A 19147-nucleotide genomic window follows, 5' to 3' on the forward strand; every position below is an offset into this window, starting at 1 on the left:
GTCGTTAAGGAAGTGATAGCGCGGATGCCACAATAGCCATAAAAATTGTAAAAGCGGCAACGCTTTAAATATAAGAAGCAAATAAAAACCCCGGCTTACTCTCCGGGGTTTTATATTTTTATAGCGTTTAGATATTAACGCCGTGCTGGGAAGCAAGCGCAGCCAGACCGCCCGCGAAGCCCTGCCCAACGGCTTTGAATTTCCACTCTGCGCCGTGGCGATAGAGTTCGCCAAAGATCATTGCTGTTTCAGTTGACGCATCTTCAGAGAGATCGAAGCGAGCAATTTCAGTGCCGTTGTCGTTGTTGTAAACGCGCATGAAGCTGTTGCTTACCATACCGAAGTTCTGTTTACGCGCTTCGGCTTCATAGATGGTTACCGCGAATACCAGTTTTTTGATGTCAGCAGAGACTTTGGTCAGATCGATTTTGACCTGCTCATCATCGCCGTCGCCTTCGCCGGTACGGTTGTCACCCTGGTGCTCGATTGCGCCGTCAGGGCTGGTTTTGTTGTTGAAGAAGATGAAATGGGCGTCTGACAGCACTTTACCGTCATCACCAACTGCGAATACGGAGGCGTCCAGGTCGAAACCCTGACCGTCAGTTACACGTGCATCCCAACCCAGACCGACCATGGCGATATTCATGGTAGGTGCTTCTTTAGTCAGAGATACGTTACCGCCTTTAACGAGAGAGACTGCCATTTTTAGCTCCTGCTAACAGTTATGTTTGGGCTGAATAGTCAGCCCATGTATGAGATCAAGATGCGTTGATGCCGTACTGAGCACAAACGGATGCCAGGCCACCAGCATAACCCTGGCCGACCGCGCGGAATTTCCACTCGCCATTGTGGCGATAGAGTTCACCAAACAGCATCGCAGTTTCGGTTGAGGCATCTTCGGTCAGATCGTAGCGAGCCACTTCAGTCTGGTTATCATCATTAACCAGGCGAATGAACGCGCCGGAAACCTGGCCGAAGCTCTGGCGACGCGCCTGCGCGTCATGGATTGTCACCACGAAGATGATTTTGTCGACGTCAGACGGCACCGCATCCAGTTTAATTTTCAGCGATTCATCATCACCGTCGCCCTCACCGGTGCGGTTATCACCGGTATGGGTTACGGAGCCGTCAGAAGAGGTTAAGTTGTTATAAAAAATGAAATCGGCGTCACCGCGCACTTTGCCGTTAGCCGCCAGCAGAAAAGCTGACGCATCCAGGTCAAAGTCCTGACCATCAGTCGAGCGCGCATCCCAGCCAAGGCCCACCAGGACATTTTTCATTGACGGCGCGGCTTTACTCAGGGATACGTTCCCACCTTTGGAAAGAGAAACACTCATAAAATAACCTCTCAAATAGTTGTGAATTAAGCGTAATGCGTGAGGGGATTAACTCCCCTTTTCCTCTGAATCGGGTTTTGCCGGGAACATCACGCTGGCGATAATGCCCAGCGCCAACACACCCAGTACAACATACAGGCTGGTCGTCGCCGAAATGCTGTAGCCATGGTGCCAGATGTGGTCGGTGGCATTGAGGCCAAGTTTCACTGCGATAAAGAACAGCAGAACGATAACCGCCTTCTCCAGATGAACCAGGTACTGCTTCAGCGCTTCGAGAACGAAGTAGAGCGTACGCAGGCCGAGGATAGCAAACATCATGGCGCTATAAACAATCAGCGGTTCACGGCTAACAGCAATAATGGCCGGGACAGAGTCGAATGCAAACATAACATCCGAAAGTTCAACGACGGCCACACACAGGAACAGCGGCGTCGCATACAGGGCGGCTTTCTTACCGCGGCCGATGGTCACATCACTGTTTTCTGGTTTTGCCAGTTCCGCATCCACTTCCTTCTGATTAAGCAGGAAGGCATGACCCTTCAGCTTTGGCCAGATTGGGAAGAAGCGTTTCACCATGCGGTACGCCAGATGCTGGGAGTAGTCCTCGATTTCATCATCGTCGTCGCCGCTTTTCAGCATCATCACCGCAGTCCAGGCCACAATAATGGCGAAAACCACTTCAACGTATGGACCAAGGCTCAGCAGACTGGTACCAATCGCAACGAAAATCCCCCTGAACACGATGGCACCAATTACACCCCAGTAAAGCACGCGGTGACGATAACGATCCGGCACGGCGAACCAGGAGAAGATGGCCATCATCACGAACAGGTTATCGACGGAGAGCACTTTCTCCAGCGCGTAACCGGTCACAAACAGGCTGGCGACTTCCGCGCCGTGATGAATATAGAGGAAACCGGCAAATGCCATCGCAACCGCAACCCAGAAGAGCGACCAGAGCGCGGCACTCTTCAGGGATATTGGCTTGTCGTCACGGTGCATAAACAAGTCAATAAAGATGGCACCGACTGAGAGCGCGATAAAGACAATAACTGTTTCAGTCGGAAAACCGATGTGTGTTGAAACCATAATTTACCCTTAGGGATGCAGATCAGAGGCCAAATTCAGCCGGGTCGAAGCCCAGCGCGAGAGCAATTTCGCGCACGGCAGTTTTCTCATCCTGGTCAAAGTTGCCGTCACTTTTCGCAACGGCAATACCAACACGCAGAGCCAGCTGCGCTGCTTCCGGTTGATCTTTTAACGCCAGGATGTATTTCATGGTTTCGCCTTTACCGATTTCGATATCGAAATCAAAGCTCGAGACCAGTTTGTTAAAGAAATCGATCACCTCATTGGTATCGAAGACTTTCAGTTCTTCGGAAGCGCGCAGAAAGCCCATCATCTTCTGCTTCTCTTCAGAGCTTACGCCGTCGCTGGAGACGGCGATCCGCGCGCATACTGCCACGGTGCCCTGCATAAATTTTTTGTTTTTGAAACGGCCAACTTGTCGGGTCAGTTCATCACGACTGGAGTTGATGGCGCCTTTTACTTTGTCAAAAAAACTCATAGCGGTTTCCTTTATTACTGTGTTATTTAGAGCCGGCACTCCAGCGAAACCCCCAGCCAAATGCCCGGTCCATCTCGTCCTGGCCTTTGAAGTACTGGTTAATTCGCTCGACTTTGATTGCACCGTTTTCGTTTACCAGCCTGGCGATAGCGCACAGTGTACGGCGGTTCTCACCTTCGGTAAGACGCGTCTCAATGGGCGGTTGATCCGGCATATGGATCGTGACAACACCATCCGTCTTATCCCAGCTCGGCACGCCCTGGTAGATAAAAGCGTAGATCAGGACTTCACGGATCTGTTTCCATTCACGACCATTAATGTGTAACCACTCGCCATCCGACACTTCACCGGTACGATCGTCGCCCTGCAACTGAACGTACGGCTCGCCGTGATAGTTCCCGAACGCGCTACCGAGCGCCTGGATAACCGACTTATAGCCATCCTGCAGCTCAACAAACGCGCCAAGATCGAGATCGATGCCCTTAGCGCCGAAAATACCGGCCAGACCCGATTTCCCGTTGCCACGGTGCCAGTTGAGGTTAATGCGGATCTCGCCAAAGTTATCCCGTTTGGTCAGGCTAATCGCCGGTTTCTCTTTGGTGAGTGACACTTTGCTCAGGCTGATTTTGCTCTCTTTCGGCGGTGCCGGAGGAGCCACAGGCGGCGCGGGTGGTGGTGAAACAGGCGCAGGCGCAGGATCGTCGGCGATGTTGACACCGAAATGCTCTGCCAGCGGTTTCAGGCCGCCGTTAAAACCCTGCGCGACAAAGCGGAATTTCCACTCATCGTTACGGCGATAGAACTCACCCAGAATCAGCGCGGCTTCCTGACGACCGTTAACATCGACAACGCCGCTCACCAGGCTGGTTGCGCCCTGCTCTACATCGATAGTCAGCGTGCGCAGCCCGGCAACCGTCTGCCCGCCGTCACAGGTGACGGTAAAAGCGACTTTCTGTACATCAGGCTTCAGGCGATTAAGCGCCACAGTAAAGGTGGAGTACTGGCCTTCGCTGGCGAGGCTGATTGAGCCATCGTCGTTGCGCGGCTGGCCGTAGAAGACCATATCCGCATCGCCCTGCACTTTGCCGCTGGCATAGAGGCGAAACGCTGAGGCATCAACCGCGCCGCCAGAGGTGACGCGAACCCGAAGCTCCTGTGCTGGAACGGGGGCATTGCCCCCCGGCGTCAGGTTCATTAGCGTACGACCGTTGCGACGATATCGGTATGCATATCGTCAATGGTACGACCGCGGCAGGCGTGACCGTGGGCCGTAAAGTCCCAGTTCCCGCCGTTACGGCGCAGCGAGGAGATCACAATACCGGTGTGGGAGCCCTGCTCGGTCAGTTTGTAGCGCGCCAGCTCTTTGCCAGACTGATCGACCACGCGGCAGAAGGCATTTTCAACGTCATTAAAGGTCTGGCCACGAAAGCTGTTTACTGTGAAGGCGAGGTATTCAACGTTGGCAGGTAACCGGGTGAGATTAACGGTGATGACCTCATCATCGCCATCGCCTTCCCCGGTGAGGTTGTCACCGCTGTGGACGACGGAGCCGCAGCTGGAGGTCAGTTTGCGAAACCAGATGGTGTCGATGGTATTGCCGGAGCTGTCCATCAATACGCAGCCCGCATCGAGATCGATAGAGTCGCTGCCGCTAAACAGCCCGCCGAACAGGCCCTTTTTCTTAATCGGATCCCAACCGAGACCAAACTGAAGCTGACTGAGTGCCGAGGATTGTTTGCTGAGTGATACCGTCTGGTTCTTCGTTAATGAAACCATGCTTTGTTCCTTAAATTGGTAATGGTCATGACAATCAAAGGTAGGCTAATCGCGAACGAAAAAAATCATATCATGATGAAGTTCTCTGACAAGGTAAATATTGGTAGGTTTTGGCGAAAAGGCAAAATCCCTGCCCTGCAATTGGCCTGTTTTACATGATTAAGTAACTGAAAATAATATTTATTTTTTCAGATAAATTTTTTAGCAAAGCGCACACTGACGCCACTTTTACTCATCATATTATGATTGACATGCTCTGATGACATTCTTAGACTCACCCATCACCTCCTGGCGCATGCTTTTTCGGGTAATAAAAAATATGAATAACAAAATTTGGCTCATGGAAGGTTTGTCATCCCAAAAAGATATTATTCAGGGAATTAAAACCTTCGCCGCAGCTCATCACCTTCAACTGACCGTTTACGCCTCACATCGCCATGAGCGCAATGAGATCTTATCCGTTGCCGACCACGCGCTGATCGAGCCGCAAGATGCCTCTGAGCGCCTGTCGTTTATCACCGATAATGTGGCGACACACGGCATTCACCATATCCACGCCGGCCGCAACACCCTGTGGTTTGAAGAGAACCGCGCCGCCATTGAGGCCACCGGCGTCACCCTCACTACCGGATCCACCAGCGCAGATTGGCTCGCATTAGCCGAAGATAAAGTCGCGTTTGCCGGGCTGATGCAACAGCACGCGCTGCCGGTCGTCCCCTCATGGCGGATTGATTCCGTTAGCGATCTGCAAACCTATCTCGCGTCGCCGCCCTTCTCTGACAGCCCGATCTGCGTAAAACCGGTAACCGGCATTTATGGCATGGGTTTTTGGCGCTTTGATGACACCGCAGCGGCGATGGATCTCTTTAACCATCCCGAAAACCGCACGGTTAACCCGCAGCACTATCTTGCCGCGCTCGCCAGTGCGGAGTCGTTTAAGCCGCTGGTATTGATGCCCTACCTGCCAGGCCCGGAGTACTCCGTCGATATTTTTGCCGACAACGGCGAAATCCTCGCGGCCGTTGGTCGCAGAAAAGAGGGAGCGATTCAGTATCTGGTTAATGAAGGAGCCGCCTTCGAACTGGCCTGTGAGTGTGCCCGCGTGATGAAAGCAGACGGGCTGGTTAACGTGCAGACACGCAACGATCATCAGGGAACACCGCTGTTGCTGGAGATTAACATGCGCCCTTCCGGCGGGATCGGCTATACCCAACATAGTGGCGTCAACTTACCGGGCCTGTTTGCGGCGTTTAAGCTTGGCCTGCTGACAAAAGATGAGGTCATTGGGCGTGCAGCATCCGCCTTTTCCTCCGTCGCCGTGAGAGCAGTGACAGACGTGCTGCTCTATCCGCAGACCCTCTCTAACCGACTGAACTAAGGCTGGATTATGTCTTTAGTGCCTGAAGATGCACTCTATCGCCGTACGCTCTCCTGCGGCGTCATCCAGGTGACGCGCAACCAGGGAGAGATCGCGCTGCAAAACCTGTTCGAAATAGCCGAGCGACGCAACCCTAAACGGGCGTTTCTCTTTGTCAGTAAAGTGCTCGGCCGCCATATTCCCGTTTCGCCTGCCATCATGCGCCAGGCTTACAGGCAGCTTGCCAGTCAATTTCCGGCCGATCTGCCGGGCCCGGTGCTGTTTATCGGCATGGCGGAAACCGCTGTCGGTCTGGGCGCTGGCGTATTTGACGAACTGCGCCATACCTATAGAGAGTCGGTTTATCTCACCTCGACCCGCCATCCTGTTGAGGGTGAACTGCTCTGCGAGTTTAAAGAGGAGCACAGCCATGCCACCGACCATCTGATCTACTGGCCGGATGATGAAGAGAAGCGCCGCCGGGTGAGCGACGCGCGCACGCTGGTGATGATTGATGACGAAGCGACAACCGGCAACACCTTCATCAACCTGCTGGCGGCGCTCCGTGAAACCGGCCACCTGCCGCAACTGGAGCAGGTGGTTGCCATTACGCTGACCGACTGGAGCAACAATGCCTTACCGGCGCGTTGCCCGCTGCCGGTCACGGCGATCTCCCTTGTCAGCGGCGAATGGAGCTGGACACCGTTTCCCGATGCGCCTGTACCCGTCATGCCCGCCGTGAATGTCACCTCACGTGGCACGTGGGACATTACCGGAAAACAGAGCTGGGGCCGTCTCGGGATGATCGCGCCAGCCGCCGATCTGGGCCGTGAGATTCGCGTTGCGCCGGGTGAACGCGTGCTGGTTCTTGGCAGCGGTGAGTTTGTCTGGGAGCCGTTCCTGCTGGCGGAGCGTCTTGAAAAGGCCGGCGCACAGGCCTTTTACAGCTCGACGACTCGCTCCCCGATTGCGCTCGGCTTTGCCATCGAGTCGGTTATCTCCTTTACCGACAATTATGGTCTCGGCATTGCCAATTTTGTCTATAACGTCGGCCACCAGCGTTTTGACCGCGTGCTGCTCTGCACCGAGACGGCGGCTGAAAGTATCGATCCCCTGTTGCTGAAGGCGCTGGCGGATGTTGCCCCTGTTGTTGAGGTTGTTACCTATGAATAAGCCGGTCGTATTGAGCGATCTTGATGACACCCTGTTCCAGACGCGCCGCAAAATGGTCGATGAGCTGGCGCTGGAGCATTTTCGCACCGGTGCCGTGGACCGCTCGCTGTCGCCACGCAGTTTTATGACCGAAGAGCAGGCGATGTTAGTGGACTGGCTGCTGGAGCAGGCCGAGCTTATTCCGGTCACCGCCAGGGGGACGGAAGAGATCAGCCGCGTGCAGATCCCTTTTCGCTCGTGGGCCATCACTACCCATGGGGCGGTGATCCTGACGCCAGAGGGCAAGCCCGATGAGGCGTGGAAAGCCCATATGCTCGATAAATTGTCTGCCTATGGGGAGAGACTGGTCACCATGCAGCGCCTTATCACCGAAATGATGGAGGCAAAGGGTATCAACGCCTGGGCGAGACTCAATTATGAGTATGACGGCACGCCGGTCTATATGGTGATGAAACACCGGGACAGCACGCGCCTTGATGAGCTGAATGCCATTGCCGATGAGATCGAGCAGCAGTTCCCGACCGACGGTTTCTACATTCACCGCAACAGCAACAATGTCGCGTGGCTTCCGCAGCCCGTCGAAAAAGGGCTGGCCGTGAGCTGGCTGCTGGAGAAGCTGCGCGCCGAGCGCGGCATTTTCCCGGTGCTGGGCCTCGGCGACAGCCTGAGCGATCACCGTTTTATGCAGCTTTGCAGCTGGTTTGGCATGCCGCGTCAGAGCCAGTTTGCCGACGCCATTGCGCAGCGCATTTTTAATGAGGGTTAACATGCAGCCACAAGAGAGATTTTCCGGTTCCTACTTACCCGGCGACGTTGAGTTCCTGCTTCAGCCTGTTGAGATGGAGATGACCCCGGTCGATCAAAAAGAGGCGTTGATCCAGTCAGGCAAAAAGCACTACTCCGATATGCTCAGCCAGGAGCCAGCCCCGACATCGTGGCACCTCGATCTGTTTAAGCGGGCGCTCGACAGCGGTGCTGAACGGCTCGCCAGAGAGGTCACGCAGCTTGCCCGCGAACTGGCGGCGCGTTTTGGCGACGAACCGGTTATTCTGGTCAGCCTTGTGCGCGCAGGCGTGCCGCTCGGCGTAATGCTGCACCAGGCCCTGCGCGATATGGGCAAAAGCTCTTTTCACTACGGTATCAGCATCATCCGTGACCGTGGCATCGATGGCGAAGCGCTAAATATTATCGAGGGTCAGCACGGCACGCGCGGCATTGTGTTTGTCGATGGCTGGACCGGTAAAGGGGCAATCACCGGGGAGCTGATTCGCACCCTCAAAGGGCGCGAGGGCTATCCGCCGCAGCCGCGTCTGGTGGTGCTGGCCGATCCCTGCGGCTGCTCATGGCTGGCGGCCAGCGACGACGACTGGCTGATCCCCTTTGGTATTATGGGTGCGCCGGTATCGGGTCTCATCTCCCGCTCGGTCTGGAGAGAGGAAGGGCTGCATGGCTGTGTGGTCTGCGATCATCTGCGTGAATATGAGTGCAGCCGCATGCTGGTCGATACCGTTGCGCAGTTTCGCAAAACGCTGCAACCCGCGAGCCTCCCTGCCCTGCACTGGGATCTGGATGCCGCGCAGGCGTTATGGCAAAAAAGCCGCGAGGTGATCGCCGATCTCGCTGAGCAGTTTAACGTCGACAGCGTCAACCGGATTAAACCAGGTATTGCGGAAGCGACCCGCGCGGTGCTGCGCCGCGTACCCGATCACGTCTTTGTGCGTGCAACCGACGATCCGGACGTTGCCCTGCTCGTCGGGCTGGCGCGCGAAAAAGGCATTGCCGTTACTGAGATGGGCGAGCAGCTCGGGCAGTACCGGGCCGTCACGATAATCAAGAAGGTACTCTGATGACTACACGCCTCTCCCCCTGGCATCTGGGCGCGACGCTCTACATGCCCGCGACACGTAACGATATTGCCGGGGCGATCCTCGACGGGAAGATCCCCGGCCTGCGCTCGCTGGTGATCTGTCTGGAAGACGCGGTCAGCGAAACGGATATGCCGGATGCCCTCGCTAACCTTGCGCAGCTGTTACACACTCTCAATGACGCTAAACAGGCCGGCGGCAATGCGGAGTGGCCGCTGGTGTTCATTCGCCCGCGCCACCCAGAGATGGGGAAATGGCTGACGGAGCACTTCGATCTCTCGGCCGTTGATGGGTTTGTGCTGCCGAAATTCACCCTCAGCGCACTGCCGCAGTGGTGGGAGATCATGGGCAACACGCACCTCTGCATGATGCCTACCCTCGAAACCGAAGAGGTGTTTGACGTCGTTCAGATGCGCGAGCTGGCTATTGCCCTGCTTGCCCACCCCTGTCACAGCCGGATTATTGCGCTGCGCATCGGCGGCAACGATCTGATGAACGTGGTCTCCCTGCGTCGTCCGCGCGATCTGACGCTCTACGACAGCCCGATGGGGTACGTGATCAAAATGCTGGTGTCAGTTTTTGCACCGCGAGATTTCGCGCTGACCGCGCCCGTTTGTGAACACATTGACGATCATGAAGTGATGGCGCGCGAGCTGGCGCTGGATATGGCGCACGGCCTGGTCGGTAAAACGGCGATCCACCCGCGGCAGATTGCGGTCATTGAGCGAGCGCTGATGGTCACTCAGGGAGAGCACTCCGACGCCCTGCGCATTCTCAACTCGACCCAGGCGGTCTTTAAATCCCAGGGATCGATGTGCGAGCCGGCCACGCACCGTCGCTGGGCCGCCGGTATCCTTGAACGCGCGCAGGTGTATGGTCTGGTGAATGAGCAAAGCGCAGATGGCATCAGGCTGCTTCCCGCCTCTCAGCATCAATAAGCTTGAGGCGCGCGTGATTTAGCTCATATTGAGGATCGGCCTGCTAGCATTGATGGCCATTTTGTTCAGGGAAGCGAACTGAGAGAAGAATAGCGCAACGTTAATGTCAGACGTTTGAACGCAATTGATCCACTACCTTTGAGGCAGGCTAAACCTAACGATGCAATTAAACACCAGACAGGAAAGGATTTTTAAGCTCGCCAATTTACTGGGTTCCGGTAAACCCGTCGCCGCGGCCGATATTATCACCAGCCTTGAATGCTCGGAGCCGACGCTCACCCGGGCGCTGAAAGAGCTGCGTGAATCCTACTCCGCGGAGATCAAGTACAGCAAGGCGGCGCACTCTTACCATCTTGTTAATCCGGGGCATCTGGATAAGAAGACCTTGCGTCGTATGAATGAAGCCCTCGCGGCGCACGCCGAGCTGAAAACCAGCGAAACGGGCGGCAGAGTTTATCTCGATAAGGATAAAAAAACCGCCGTCTCGCTCTCGCTGCGTATGCGCATCCTGCGCAAAATCGATCGTCTGGCGAATCTCAGCGGCACGACGCGCAGTGAAGCGGTGGAAAAACTGGCCGAACGCGCCGTCGACGATCTGATTAAAGAGTTCAACGCTAAAAAGCTCGCGCGTTAATTCCCGTGCCCCGGCAGCAGGCCGGGCGCCTCTTTTTGCCCCTCTTCTTATTTTTCCCTGTTGATGCCTATAAAAGTTGGCGTCTTGACACGCATTGCGCATGGTCGCCACGCTGAATGCGGACTAAACTTCGCAGAGGCCGCGCGGCATAACGCTATGTAGTTGTTGAAAAAGCGCAAATTTCATTTAAGGCTCTCTTTTTTTTCCTGCGCTTCGCTGCAATTCACAGTCTCTCCCGGCTTTCTCTGCTATTGCTGGATACAAACCTTTCATACCTCTAACAGGATTAGATAATGCGAAGACTACCCGTTTATCTGTTGCTTGATACCTCTGGCTCGATGCATGGCGAACCGATCGAAGCCGTCAAAAACGGCGTGCAGACCCTCCTTACCACCCTGAAGCAAGATCCCTACGCTCTGGAAACCGCCTATGTTTCGGTGATCACCTTTGACTCATCGGCACGCCAGGCGGTTCCGCTGACCGATCTGCTGAGCTTTCAGTTACCGACACTTGCCGCCAGCGGTACAACCTCCCTTGGCGAAGCGCTCTCGCTTGCCGCCAGCGCTATCAGCAGTGAAGTGCAGAAAACCACCGCAGATACCAAAGGTGACTGGCGACCGCTGGTGTTTCTGATGACCGACGGTTCCCCCACCGACGACTGGCGCAAAGGGTTGCAGGATTTTAAATCGGCGCGCACCGGCGTCGTCGTCGCCTGCGCAGCGGGTCATGATGCGGACACCAGCGTGCTGAAAGAGATCACCGAAGTGGTGCTGCAGCTTGATACCGCCGACAGCTCATCCATCAAAGCCTTCTTCAAATGGGTCAGCGCCAGCATCTCGGTAGGCAGCCAGAAGGTGGAATCCAGCAAAAAAGAGGTGATTGGCCTCGATGATCTGCCGCCACCGCCGCCGGAAGTGAATGTCGTTTTATAAATCTTTGATTAAGGGGACGTTATGTCTGTCAGTCTGAGCAAAGGCCAGGGCGTGAGCCTGAAGAAAAATGAGCACGATCTCTCCTCCGTCACCATTGGTCTGGGTTGGGATATCAACGAAGAGAAGAAAGGCTTACTGGGCGGGCTGTTTGGTAAGAAAGAGGAGGAGTATGACCTTGATGTGATCGCCTTCCTCTGTAACGCCGCCGGAAAGGTGACCGATCTCGGCAAGGTGGAGAATGGCAAACCGACGCTGGTCGATGGCGACATTATCTTTTTCAACAGCCTGCGCCACAAATCGGGCGATATCTGGCTGACGGGCGATAACCGCACCGGCGCGGGTGACGGCGACGATGAGCAGATCATCGTCAAGCTGAATGCGCTGGACGCCAGATATGAAAAAATTGTCTTTATTGTGCAGATCTATAACGGGGAAAAATTGCAGCAGCACTTCGGTAAAGTGCAGAACGCATTTATCCGTGCCGTTGATGCCCGTAACGTTGAGATGGCGCGCTTTGACCTCTCCGGCGGGCCGAACTTTACGCACCAGCGCTCAATGGTTTTTGCCGAGCTGGTGCGTGAACCGACCGGCTGGAAGCTGAATGCCATCGGCGAACCGTCCCCTTCAGACTCCTTTGTCGCCCACCTGAGGAACTATATGTGATGCGCCGCTTACCCGTTTACCTGGTAATTGACACCTCCGGATCGATGCGCGGCGAGTCAATTCACGCCGTTAACGTCGGTATCCAGGCGATGCTGAGCGCCCTTCGTCAGGATCCCTACGCCCTTGAAAGCGTCCATATCTCCATCATCACCTTCGATAACGCGGCGCGTGAGTTTATTCCCCTGACGCCGCTGGAGGATTTCCAGTTCGCCGACATCGTGGTGCCAAGCGCGGGAGCCACCTTTACCGGTGCGGCGCTGGAGTGCCTGATTGAGTGCGTCGACCGGGATGTGCGTCGCGCCGATGGCGACCAGAAAGGTGACTGGCGGCCGCTGGTCTTCCTGATGACTGACGGCACGCCTTCAGATGCCTTCGCTTATGGTGAAGCGGTGAAAGCGATTCGCAGCCGCGCGTTTGGCTCGATCATCGCCTGTGCGGTTGGCCCAAAAGCGGGCCACGAGCATCTCAAACAGGTGACAGATAAAGTGGTGTCGCTCGAAACCCTCGACTCAACGGCCTTCGCGGGCTTCTTTAAATGGGTCTCGGCGAGTGTCTCATCGGGCAGCTCCAGCGCGGGCGTGAATAACGACTCGGATAACCTTCCGCCGCCACCGCCGGAGATCCAGCTGGTGCTGTAAGGAACAGGAGAGGTAACGCGCTGCCGTGCTGCGCCTCTCTGCCACTCCCCTTTTGTTCGCGTTACACGGCCCTCACGAGGATAAGACATGAGACGCCTTCCGGTATTTTTTGTCCTGGACTGCTCAGAGTCCATGATTGGTGAAAACCTGAAAAAAATGAACGATGGTCTGCAAATGATCGTCAGTGATTTAAGAAAGGATCCCCATGCGCTGGAGACCGCCTGGGTCTCGGTCATCGCCTTTGCAGGCATTGCGCGCACCATTGTTCCGCTCCATGAAATCGCCTCGTTTTATCCGCCGCGCCTGCCGATTGGCGGTGGCACCCACCTTGGCGCCGCGCTGCGGGAGCTAAGCGTGCAGATCGACACCCAGGTGAGGGTCACCACCCATGAAGTTAAAGGGGACTGGAAACCGGTGGTCTACCTGCTGACCGACGGCCGCCCGACGGATGATCCCAGCGCGGAGATCAAACGCTGGAAAGAGCACTACGCCCGCAAAGTTAACCTTATTGCGGTCGGTCTTGGCCCCTCGGCAGATCTCAATATCCTCAGGCAGCTGACGGAAAATGTGATGCTGTTTACCGAGTCCCGCGAAGGTGACTTTACCCGCTTTATTAAGTGGATCACCGCCTCCGTCACCGCCCACAGCCGCAGCGTGGGTGAAGAGAAACCGCCCGAACTCAACCAGACGGAGTATATCGTCCGGCTGGCGAAAGAGGACGTTATCCGCGCCTATGATGAGAACTGCGTGACGCTCACCGGGCGGTGTAGTAAAACCCGCCGCCCCTATCTGATGAAATATGAGCGCCCGCCGGTGAACGTCTCCGGTCTCGATTTCCGGCTTAACCTGAACAACTTCAATATTGCCGGTTGCTACCCTATCGATGAAGAGTACTTCGACTGGTCTGATGCATCGACCTACAACGTGCAGGTGAATACCCGCGATCTGCACGGTGTGCCGGGCTGCCCCCACTGCGGTAACGCCAGCGCGTTTGCCATGTGCGCCTGCGGCAAACTGCTCTGCATCGATGGGCCAGATGAGGTGGTCTGCCCCTGGTGCGAAAGAGTGCTCTCCTTCAGAGATAACGGCGGAGATTCCGATTTTGACGTCAGCAGAGGACGAGGCTAATGAGCGCTGAAAAAGAGATTATCGGCTTTATTCTGCAGTCGCGCGGGCATGAAGTCGGTGAGGCAGAGTTAACCGCGTTGTCCGGGGAGCCTGCGCTGCGGGACAAACTCGACGCGTTATTCACCGAGCTGGAGAACCAGCTGGCGACCGTCGAGGATCACGCCACAACACCGCAGGCTGAGGAGCGCGCTGAAGCGATCGAACCGCCAGACGAAACGGTAACAGAACCCGACGCTGTGCAGGCCGCGCCGCGCAAGGAGTTGTGGAAGTTAATGCCCTACTACGAATTTGAGACCCCGGCAAAAGCGACCCTTGAGCCAACGCCGCCAGTGTTGAAACCAGGCCAGGTGCCGCCAGCGCGATCCGCTGAAACGCCGAGACCGCGCCCAGCGCCCTGCGCACGCATCAGCGTGCCGAATGCCCGCGCAGGCGAAGCCTTTTGTGCCCCGCTGGTGATTACCCTTGATGATGGGCAGACGGCAACCATTAATGATGTCGTGATCCCTGACGCGTGCGGGCTTCATTTCGACAAGGCGCAGCAGGTACTGAGCGGCGTACCGACACAGAGCGGCGATATCGAGATGCTGGTGCGCTGGTCCTGCGCCTCGCATACCAATGGTGAAACGCCGCTGCTGTTTGTGGTGAACCCGGATCCGCGCAGCCTGTGGAAAATTATTGAGCCACCGGCGGATGCCCCCTACCCGAAAGCGCATGTCGAACATGAAGGGATTGTCCGCGATGGCGTGAAGATCGCCGGGGCGAGCCGCCGCGGGCGCTCCCATGAACATGCGGGCAGCTTCCGCGATGATGACTTCTATCTCAACCACAGCGAAGAGACGGGCTGGAGCGTGATGCTGGTGGCCGATGGCGCAGGCAGCGCGGCAAACTCCCGCGAAGGATCGCGAATTGCCGCCGAAGTGGCCGGGGAGTATCTCTTCAGCCAGTTACGCGGGCCGCGAGGCGCGGAGTTAAAGCAGCAGATCGCGCGCTGGGGCACAGAGGAGCAGCAAAACACCATTAACGCGATGCTGCACCACTTTAAGCAGGCGGCAACCCTTGCGGTTAACAGCATCTCGAATGAGGCTATTCGCGCGGAGCAGCCGGTCAAAACCTACTCCACCACGCTGCTGGCAACCGTCTCACTGCGGCTTGGCGAGCAGCTGTTTGCCGCCTCGTTCTGGCTGGGCGATGGCGCAATTGCCGCTTACAGCCCCTCGGGCAAAGTGCGCGTGTTGGGCAATCCTGACAGCGGCGAGTATGCCGGGCAGACGCGCTTTCTCGACGCGTCGATTATTGCCGATCCCGCCTTCTCCGGGCGCATCAGCGTCGGCAAGTGGCAGGATGTCTCGCATCTTATCCTGATGACCGATGGCGTCTCCGACCCGCGCTTTGAAACGGATAACGGCCTGCGCAGCGACGAGAAGTGGACGCAGCTGGTCAACGAGCTTTCACCCCTGCTTGCGGATGCCGGGCAGGCACCGGAACGTCTCGCCGAGTGGCTCAACTTTTTCTCCCCAGGCAACCATGATGACCGCACCCTTGTGCTGGCATGGTGACTGACACGCGTTACGGGTGACTGAATATGGCAAATATCGTTACATGTACAACAAAAGATGGGCAGACGGTGCAGTACGTCGACGAAGTCATCGGATCCGGTTCGATGAAAGATGTCTACTTCTCGCCGGACAAGTCCTATGTGGTGGCCTTCTACCACAAGCCGCAAAACGCCCAGGCGCGAGAGCGGATTGATATGATCACCGGGCGCTACCGGCAGAATATTTTTGAGCAGGCGGGCGGGGATTACTGGAAAGATCTCTTCTGCTGGCCGACGCATGTCGTGGAACACAACAATAAAATCGGTATTGTCGTTCCCGTCTATCAGCAGCACTTCTTCTTTAAGTATGGCTCGAAGAATGATGACTTCCTCGGCATCAAAGGGCGCGAAAAAGAGGGGAAATGGTTCGCCAGCGCCAGTAACCAGAACAAATTCCTCGATCCGCGCGAACGCGGCAACACCCTCACCTATCTGAAGGTGTGCCTGCTGCTGACCCGCGCGGTAAGAAGGATGCATGCCGCAGGCCTCTGCCACAGTGATTTGAGCTACAAAAACGTGCTCGTCGATCCCGAGCAGGGCCACGCCTGTATTATCGACGTCGATGGGCTGGTGGTGCCGGGAAAATACCCGCCTGACGTGGTTGGCACCCCCGATTTCATCGCGCCGGAAGTGGTGGAAACCAGTCACCTCGCGAAAGAGGATCCTAAGCGCGTGCTGCCGAGCATCGCGACGGATCGCCATGCGCTGGCGGTGCTGATCTATATGTATCTCTTTTTCCGCCACCCGCTCAGAGGTGGAAAAATCCACGATCTCGATGATGAGACACGGGACGAAACGCTGGCGATGGGCGAGCGGGCGCTGTTTATCGAACACCCGACGGACAGAAGCAATGCCGTCAAGCTTAACCAGATCTCCCCGTTTGCGCTGCCCTGGGCCGACCCGGAAAAAATTCCCTATACCATTATGGGACCTTACCTGACGCCGCTCTTCGATCGTGCGTTTATCGAGGGGTTACATAACCCCACCCGTCGCCCGACCGCTGATGAGTGGGAAAGCGCACTGGTGAAAACCGTAGATCTGATCCAGCCCTGCCAGAACAGCAGCTGTGATCAGAAGTGGTATGTCTTCTCCGGGAAAACCAAACCGGTCTGCCCTTACTGCGGAACGCCCTACAGCGGGAAATTGCCGATTCTTAACCTCTACTCCTCCCGTAAGGCAGGCAGCTTCCGGCCTGACGATCACCGGTTAATGGTCTGGAGCGGTCAGTCCCTTTACGCCTGGCACGTGAACCGGCTGATTGCGCCAAACGAGCGCACCACCGCAGAGCAGAAAAAGCGTGTCGGCTACTTTGTTTACCATAACGATCAGTGGTGGCTGGTGAATGAAGGGATTGAGGGGCTGATGTCGCTCCCGGATAAAAAGATCATCCCGATTGGCGACAAAATCGAGCTGACGGACAACGCGCAATTCGTTCTCTCCCAGGAAGAAGGCGGCAGGCTTGTGGTGGTTCAGCTCCTTTCCAACTGATTAACATCAAAAGCAGGCAGCCTTTGCCTGCTTTTTTTTACCGGAGTTCACCATGCAGCCAACCTTAACTACCATCGATGGCCTTTTTTACCGGGCAATCGACCCTGCTTACCGCGATCTGGCGCTGGCGGGGTCGCGAAACGCGGGCAGATATTCGCGCGCCGATCAACCGACGCTCTACCTGAGTTCCTCGCCCGAGGGCGTCGACGCGGCGATGCAGGCGCATAAAGCGAACCGCAGCGCGCAGCAGGAGATCATTCAACTGCGCGTTCACGCCGCCCGCATTTTCGATTTACGCAACGCTGCTGCGTTAACGGCCGCCGGTATCGATCTTGCTGATGCCGTTGCGCCGTGGCAGGAGATTGTCGCGTCGGGTGGCACGCCCTCCTCCTGGCGCGTGCGTCAGCAGCTGGAAACGTTGGGTGCGGCGGGTTTAATTGACCCTTCGCGTAAAGCGCCGGGTCTCTGGCATCTGGTGTTGTTTAGCTGGAATAACGGCGCCGGGCAGCCGGAGGTGGAGATCGTGACGTAAAGTCTGTGAAGATAACAGATTGTTTATCAATGTAAAAAAGTATGAGAGAGCGCGCTTTTTGAGCACAGATAAATCTCAGATCATTGCAAAACCATTAATTATGGTAGGCAATTATTGTTGATCGATACTATTTTTATGCGATATTTACTCTTGTCTTGACGGTGTCTCCTGCCTAATCAAGACCCGCTCGTGACTGAGCAAAACTGATGATGTACTAAAAGCAAAAATAGTATTTTGACTCTGCTGCCCTCCCGTGAGGGCATTTTTTTTGCCTGCGATTTAATAATCACGCTGCATCGCAATCCGTCGGCTTGCATCCAGCCCGCTTGCCGCTTCTGCGGCAATTACTCTTTTAAGCCGTGGCGAAAGCGCCTCCTCTTTGATCGGCTCAAACCCCAGTGAGGCGTAAAACGCGGCGTTGAATGGCGCATAGCGATCGGTGGTCAGTGACGCACCCGCTAAACCGCGCCTCTCTCCTGCGCTTAGCAGCGCCCGCAGCAGCTGGCGACCGATCCCCTTGCGCTGCCACGTTGGGTGAACATCCATTTCGGCGATATGCAGCCAGTTATCCTCGATCTGCGCCCCGGCAAATCCGATCGGCTGTTGGTCGACAGTAAAAGCCACCAACAGCAGACCGTCGCGGGATAAGTGTTCGAGATCCTCAAGGCTGGAGGCCGCCGGTTCACCGCTTACCGCCCCGGCGGCCCGCAGCGTTTCAAAAGCGGCAAGCTCAATCTCTCTTAGCGCGGCGAGATGCCCGGCGCGGGCTGCCGCAATGGTGATGTCATTCATTGGGTTCCTGAATTATTCGAAGCAATCAACTCACTGTCGATTATCTCTTTAACCACCCCTTCTGTCTGCCAGCGCGTCAGTTTCTCCACTACCGCGTGAAAGAGCGCATCCTGCTGGCGCGGCAGGCAAATCGCCTGGGCGATCTGCATAAAATCATCCTCCAGCACGCGGTATCCGGGGTGTTGAGCCGCCGTTTGCTCCAGGGGCTGGCGGATCCCGGCGACCATATCGCCCTCACCGTGAAGAAAGGCCTCGATCGCCGCCTGCGACGAGCTCAGACGATTGAGCGTGGCGTGATCAAGCTCGCGGGTTAAGTAGAGATCGTACGCTGCGCCCCTGCCGACGTTTATCACTACGCCGGGTTTATCCATCTGCGCCACGCTCTGCCACGGGCTTTGCGCCTTTACCAGCACCGTGCCCTGAATGGTGATATAGGGCTGGGTGAAGCGTAATGTCTCTTCGCGTTTCGGATCGACGGCGAGGAAAGCGATATCCCAGACGCCGTTCTCTGCATCCTCCACCACTTTTCCGGCGGTCGGATAGGTAATAAATTGCGCCTCTTTTGCCATATCGGCGGCAATCCGCCGGGCAAGTTCAACGGTGATCCCGGCAGGCTCACCCGCCGCGGTCTGGCGGGCAAGCACGGCATTGCCTAGATTGATGGCAAAACGAAGCGGTTGACTGGCTGACATAGTGCTTCTCCTGAAAGCAGTTTATGCCTTCAAAAGATAGC

21 protein-coding genes are annotated in these 19147 nt (G+C 56.2%); 13 read left to right on the plus strand and 8 right to left on the minus strand.

Translation table 11 applies throughout. The annotated features are described in order from the left end of the window. Positions 1-127 precede the first annotated feature (127 nt). From ACWPW2_RS09355 to ACWPW2_RS09380, 6 genes are read right to left on the minus strand one after another with little or no spacing between them, the layout of a single operon-like run. A complete protein-coding gene (locus ACWPW2_RS09355) occupies positions 128-703 on the minus strand; it encodes a TerD family protein (RefSeq protein WP_023478842.1) in 576 nt (191 codons plus the stop codon). 55 nt (positions 704-758) lie between these two features. Beyond that, positions 759-1337 carry a tellurium resistance membrane protein TerD gene (gene terD, locus ACWPW2_RS09360; RefSeq protein WP_000116676.1) on the minus strand — a complete coding sequence of 193 codons (579 nt, stop codon included), beginning with the start codon at positions 1335-1337 and terminating at the stop codon, positions 759-761. Positions 1338-1385: 48 nt separating this feature from the next. Then, positions 1386-2426 (minus strand): tellurium resistance membrane protein TerC, encoded by a 1041-nt coding sequence (gene terC, locus ACWPW2_RS09365; protein WP_124968343.1) that lies wholly within the window; start codon positions 2424-2426, stop codon positions 1386-1388. A gap of 22 nt (positions 2427-2448) precedes the next feature. Beyond that, positions 2449-2904 (minus strand): tellurite resistance TerB family protein, encoded by a 456-nt coding sequence (locus ACWPW2_RS09370; RefSeq protein ID WP_023478888.1) that lies wholly within the window; start codon positions 2902-2904, stop codon positions 2449-2451. 22 nt (positions 2905-2926) lie between these two features. Continuing rightward, the gene (locus ACWPW2_RS09375; RefSeq protein WP_454122618.1) at positions 2927-4099 is read right to left on the minus strand and encodes a TerD family protein; all 1173 of its coding nucleotides are present in this window, start codon (positions 4097-4099) and stop codon (positions 2927-2929) included. Next, positions 4099-4680 (minus strand): TerD family protein, encoded by a 582-nt coding sequence (locus tag ACWPW2_RS09380; RefSeq protein ID WP_023478756.1) that lies wholly within the window; start codon positions 4678-4680, stop codon positions 4099-4101. The genes ACWPW2_RS09375 and ACWPW2_RS09380 overlap by 1 nt, the downstream gene beginning before the upstream one ends. A gap of 319 nt (positions 4681-4999) precedes the next feature. On the opposite strand from ACWPW2_RS09380, the gene ACWPW2_RS09385 reads away from it, so the two are divergent. The 13 genes from ACWPW2_RS09385 (at position 5000) to ACWPW2_RS09445 (ending at position 17622) form a co-directional block, all read left to right on the plus strand. Beyond that, positions 5000-6058, plus strand: a complete 1059-nt coding sequence (locus ACWPW2_RS09385; protein ID WP_454122620.1) for an ATP-grasp domain-containing protein — start codon at positions 5000-5002, stop codon at positions 6056-6058. Between the two features lie 9 nt (positions 6059-6067). After that, complete coding sequence (locus ACWPW2_RS09390) at positions 6068-7210, plus strand: phosphoribosyltransferase domain-containing protein (protein WP_454122622.1); 1143 nt, start codon at positions 6068-6070, stop codon at positions 7208-7210. Beyond that, positions 7203-7976, plus strand: coding sequence for a hypothetical protein (locus ACWPW2_RS09395; protein WP_454122624.1), 774 nt, complete (start codon positions 7203-7205; stop codon positions 7974-7976). The genes ACWPW2_RS09390 and ACWPW2_RS09395 overlap by 8 nt, the downstream gene beginning before the upstream one ends. A 1-nt stretch (position 7977) precedes the next feature. Further along, positions 7978-9057: a cysteine protease StiP family protein gene (locus ACWPW2_RS09400; RefSeq protein ID WP_454122626.1), complete on the plus strand. Its 1080-nt coding sequence runs from the start codon at positions 7978-7980 to the stop codon at positions 9055-9057. Continuing rightward, on the plus strand, positions 9057-10013 hold the full coding sequence (locus ACWPW2_RS09405; RefSeq protein ID WP_454122628.1) for an HpcH/HpaI aldolase/citrate lyase family protein: 957 nt from the start codon (positions 9057-9059) through the stop codon (positions 10011-10013). The genes ACWPW2_RS09400 and ACWPW2_RS09405 overlap by 1 nt, the downstream gene beginning before the upstream one ends. Positions 10014-10173: 160 nt before the next feature. Next, positions 10174-10647, plus strand: coding sequence for a hypothetical protein (locus ACWPW2_RS09410; RefSeq protein WP_023478861.1), 474 nt, complete (start codon positions 10174-10176; stop codon positions 10645-10647). A gap of 293 nt (positions 10648-10940) precedes the next feature. Beyond that, positions 10941-11579: a vWA domain-containing protein gene (locus ACWPW2_RS09415; protein ID WP_023478652.1), complete on the plus strand. Its 639-nt coding sequence runs from the start codon at positions 10941-10943 to the stop codon at positions 11577-11579. 21 nt (positions 11580-11600) lie between these two features. After that, entirely contained in the window at positions 11601-12242 is a 642-nt protein-coding gene (locus ACWPW2_RS09420) for a TerD family protein (protein ID WP_023478766.1), read from the plus strand. Further along, on the plus strand, positions 12242-12880 hold the full coding sequence (locus ACWPW2_RS09425; RefSeq protein ID WP_454122631.1) for a vWA domain-containing protein: 639 nt from the start codon (positions 12242-12244) through the stop codon (positions 12878-12880). Before ACWPW2_RS09420 ends, ACWPW2_RS09425 begins: the two co-directional genes overlap by 1 nt. A gap of 87 nt (positions 12881-12967) precedes the next feature. Next, the gene (locus ACWPW2_RS09430; protein ID WP_279793501.1) at positions 12968-14008 is read left to right on the plus strand and encodes a TerY-C metal binding domain-containing protein; all 1041 of its coding nucleotides are present in this window, start codon (positions 12968-12970) and stop codon (positions 14006-14008) included. Continuing rightward, a complete protein-coding gene (locus tag ACWPW2_RS09435; RefSeq protein WP_454122634.1) occupies positions 14008-15564 on the plus strand; it encodes a PP2C family serine/threonine-protein phosphatase in 1557 nt (518 codons plus the stop codon). Before ACWPW2_RS09430 ends, ACWPW2_RS09435 begins: the two co-directional genes overlap by 1 nt. Before the next feature lie 26 nt (positions 15565-15590). Further along, positions 15591-17090 (plus strand): protein kinase domain-containing protein, encoded by a 1500-nt coding sequence (locus tag ACWPW2_RS09440; protein ID WP_454122636.1) that lies wholly within the window; start codon positions 15591-15593, stop codon positions 17088-17090. Positions 17091-17142: 52 nt separating this feature from the next. Beyond that, entirely contained in the window at positions 17143-17622 is a 480-nt protein-coding gene (locus tag ACWPW2_RS09445; protein ID WP_454122638.1) for an RES family NAD+ phosphorylase, read from the plus strand. 279 nt (positions 17623-17901) lie between these two features. On the opposite strand, the gene ACWPW2_RS09450 is transcribed toward ACWPW2_RS09445, so the two are convergent. Together ACWPW2_RS09450 and ACWPW2_RS09455 are read right to left on the minus strand one after the other, a co-directional pair. After that, positions 17902-18414, minus strand: coding sequence for a GNAT family N-acetyltransferase (locus ACWPW2_RS09450; RefSeq protein WP_454122640.1), 513 nt, complete (start codon positions 18412-18414; stop codon positions 17902-17904). Beyond that, entirely contained in the window at positions 18411-19106 is a 696-nt protein-coding gene (locus ACWPW2_RS09455; protein ID WP_454122642.1) for a transporter substrate-binding domain-containing protein, read from the minus strand. The genes ACWPW2_RS09450 and ACWPW2_RS09455 overlap by 4 nt, the downstream gene beginning before the upstream one ends. Positions 19107-19147 lie beyond the last annotated feature (41 nt).

The organism is Kosakonia sp. Marseille-Q7440 (assembly GCF_965119485.1).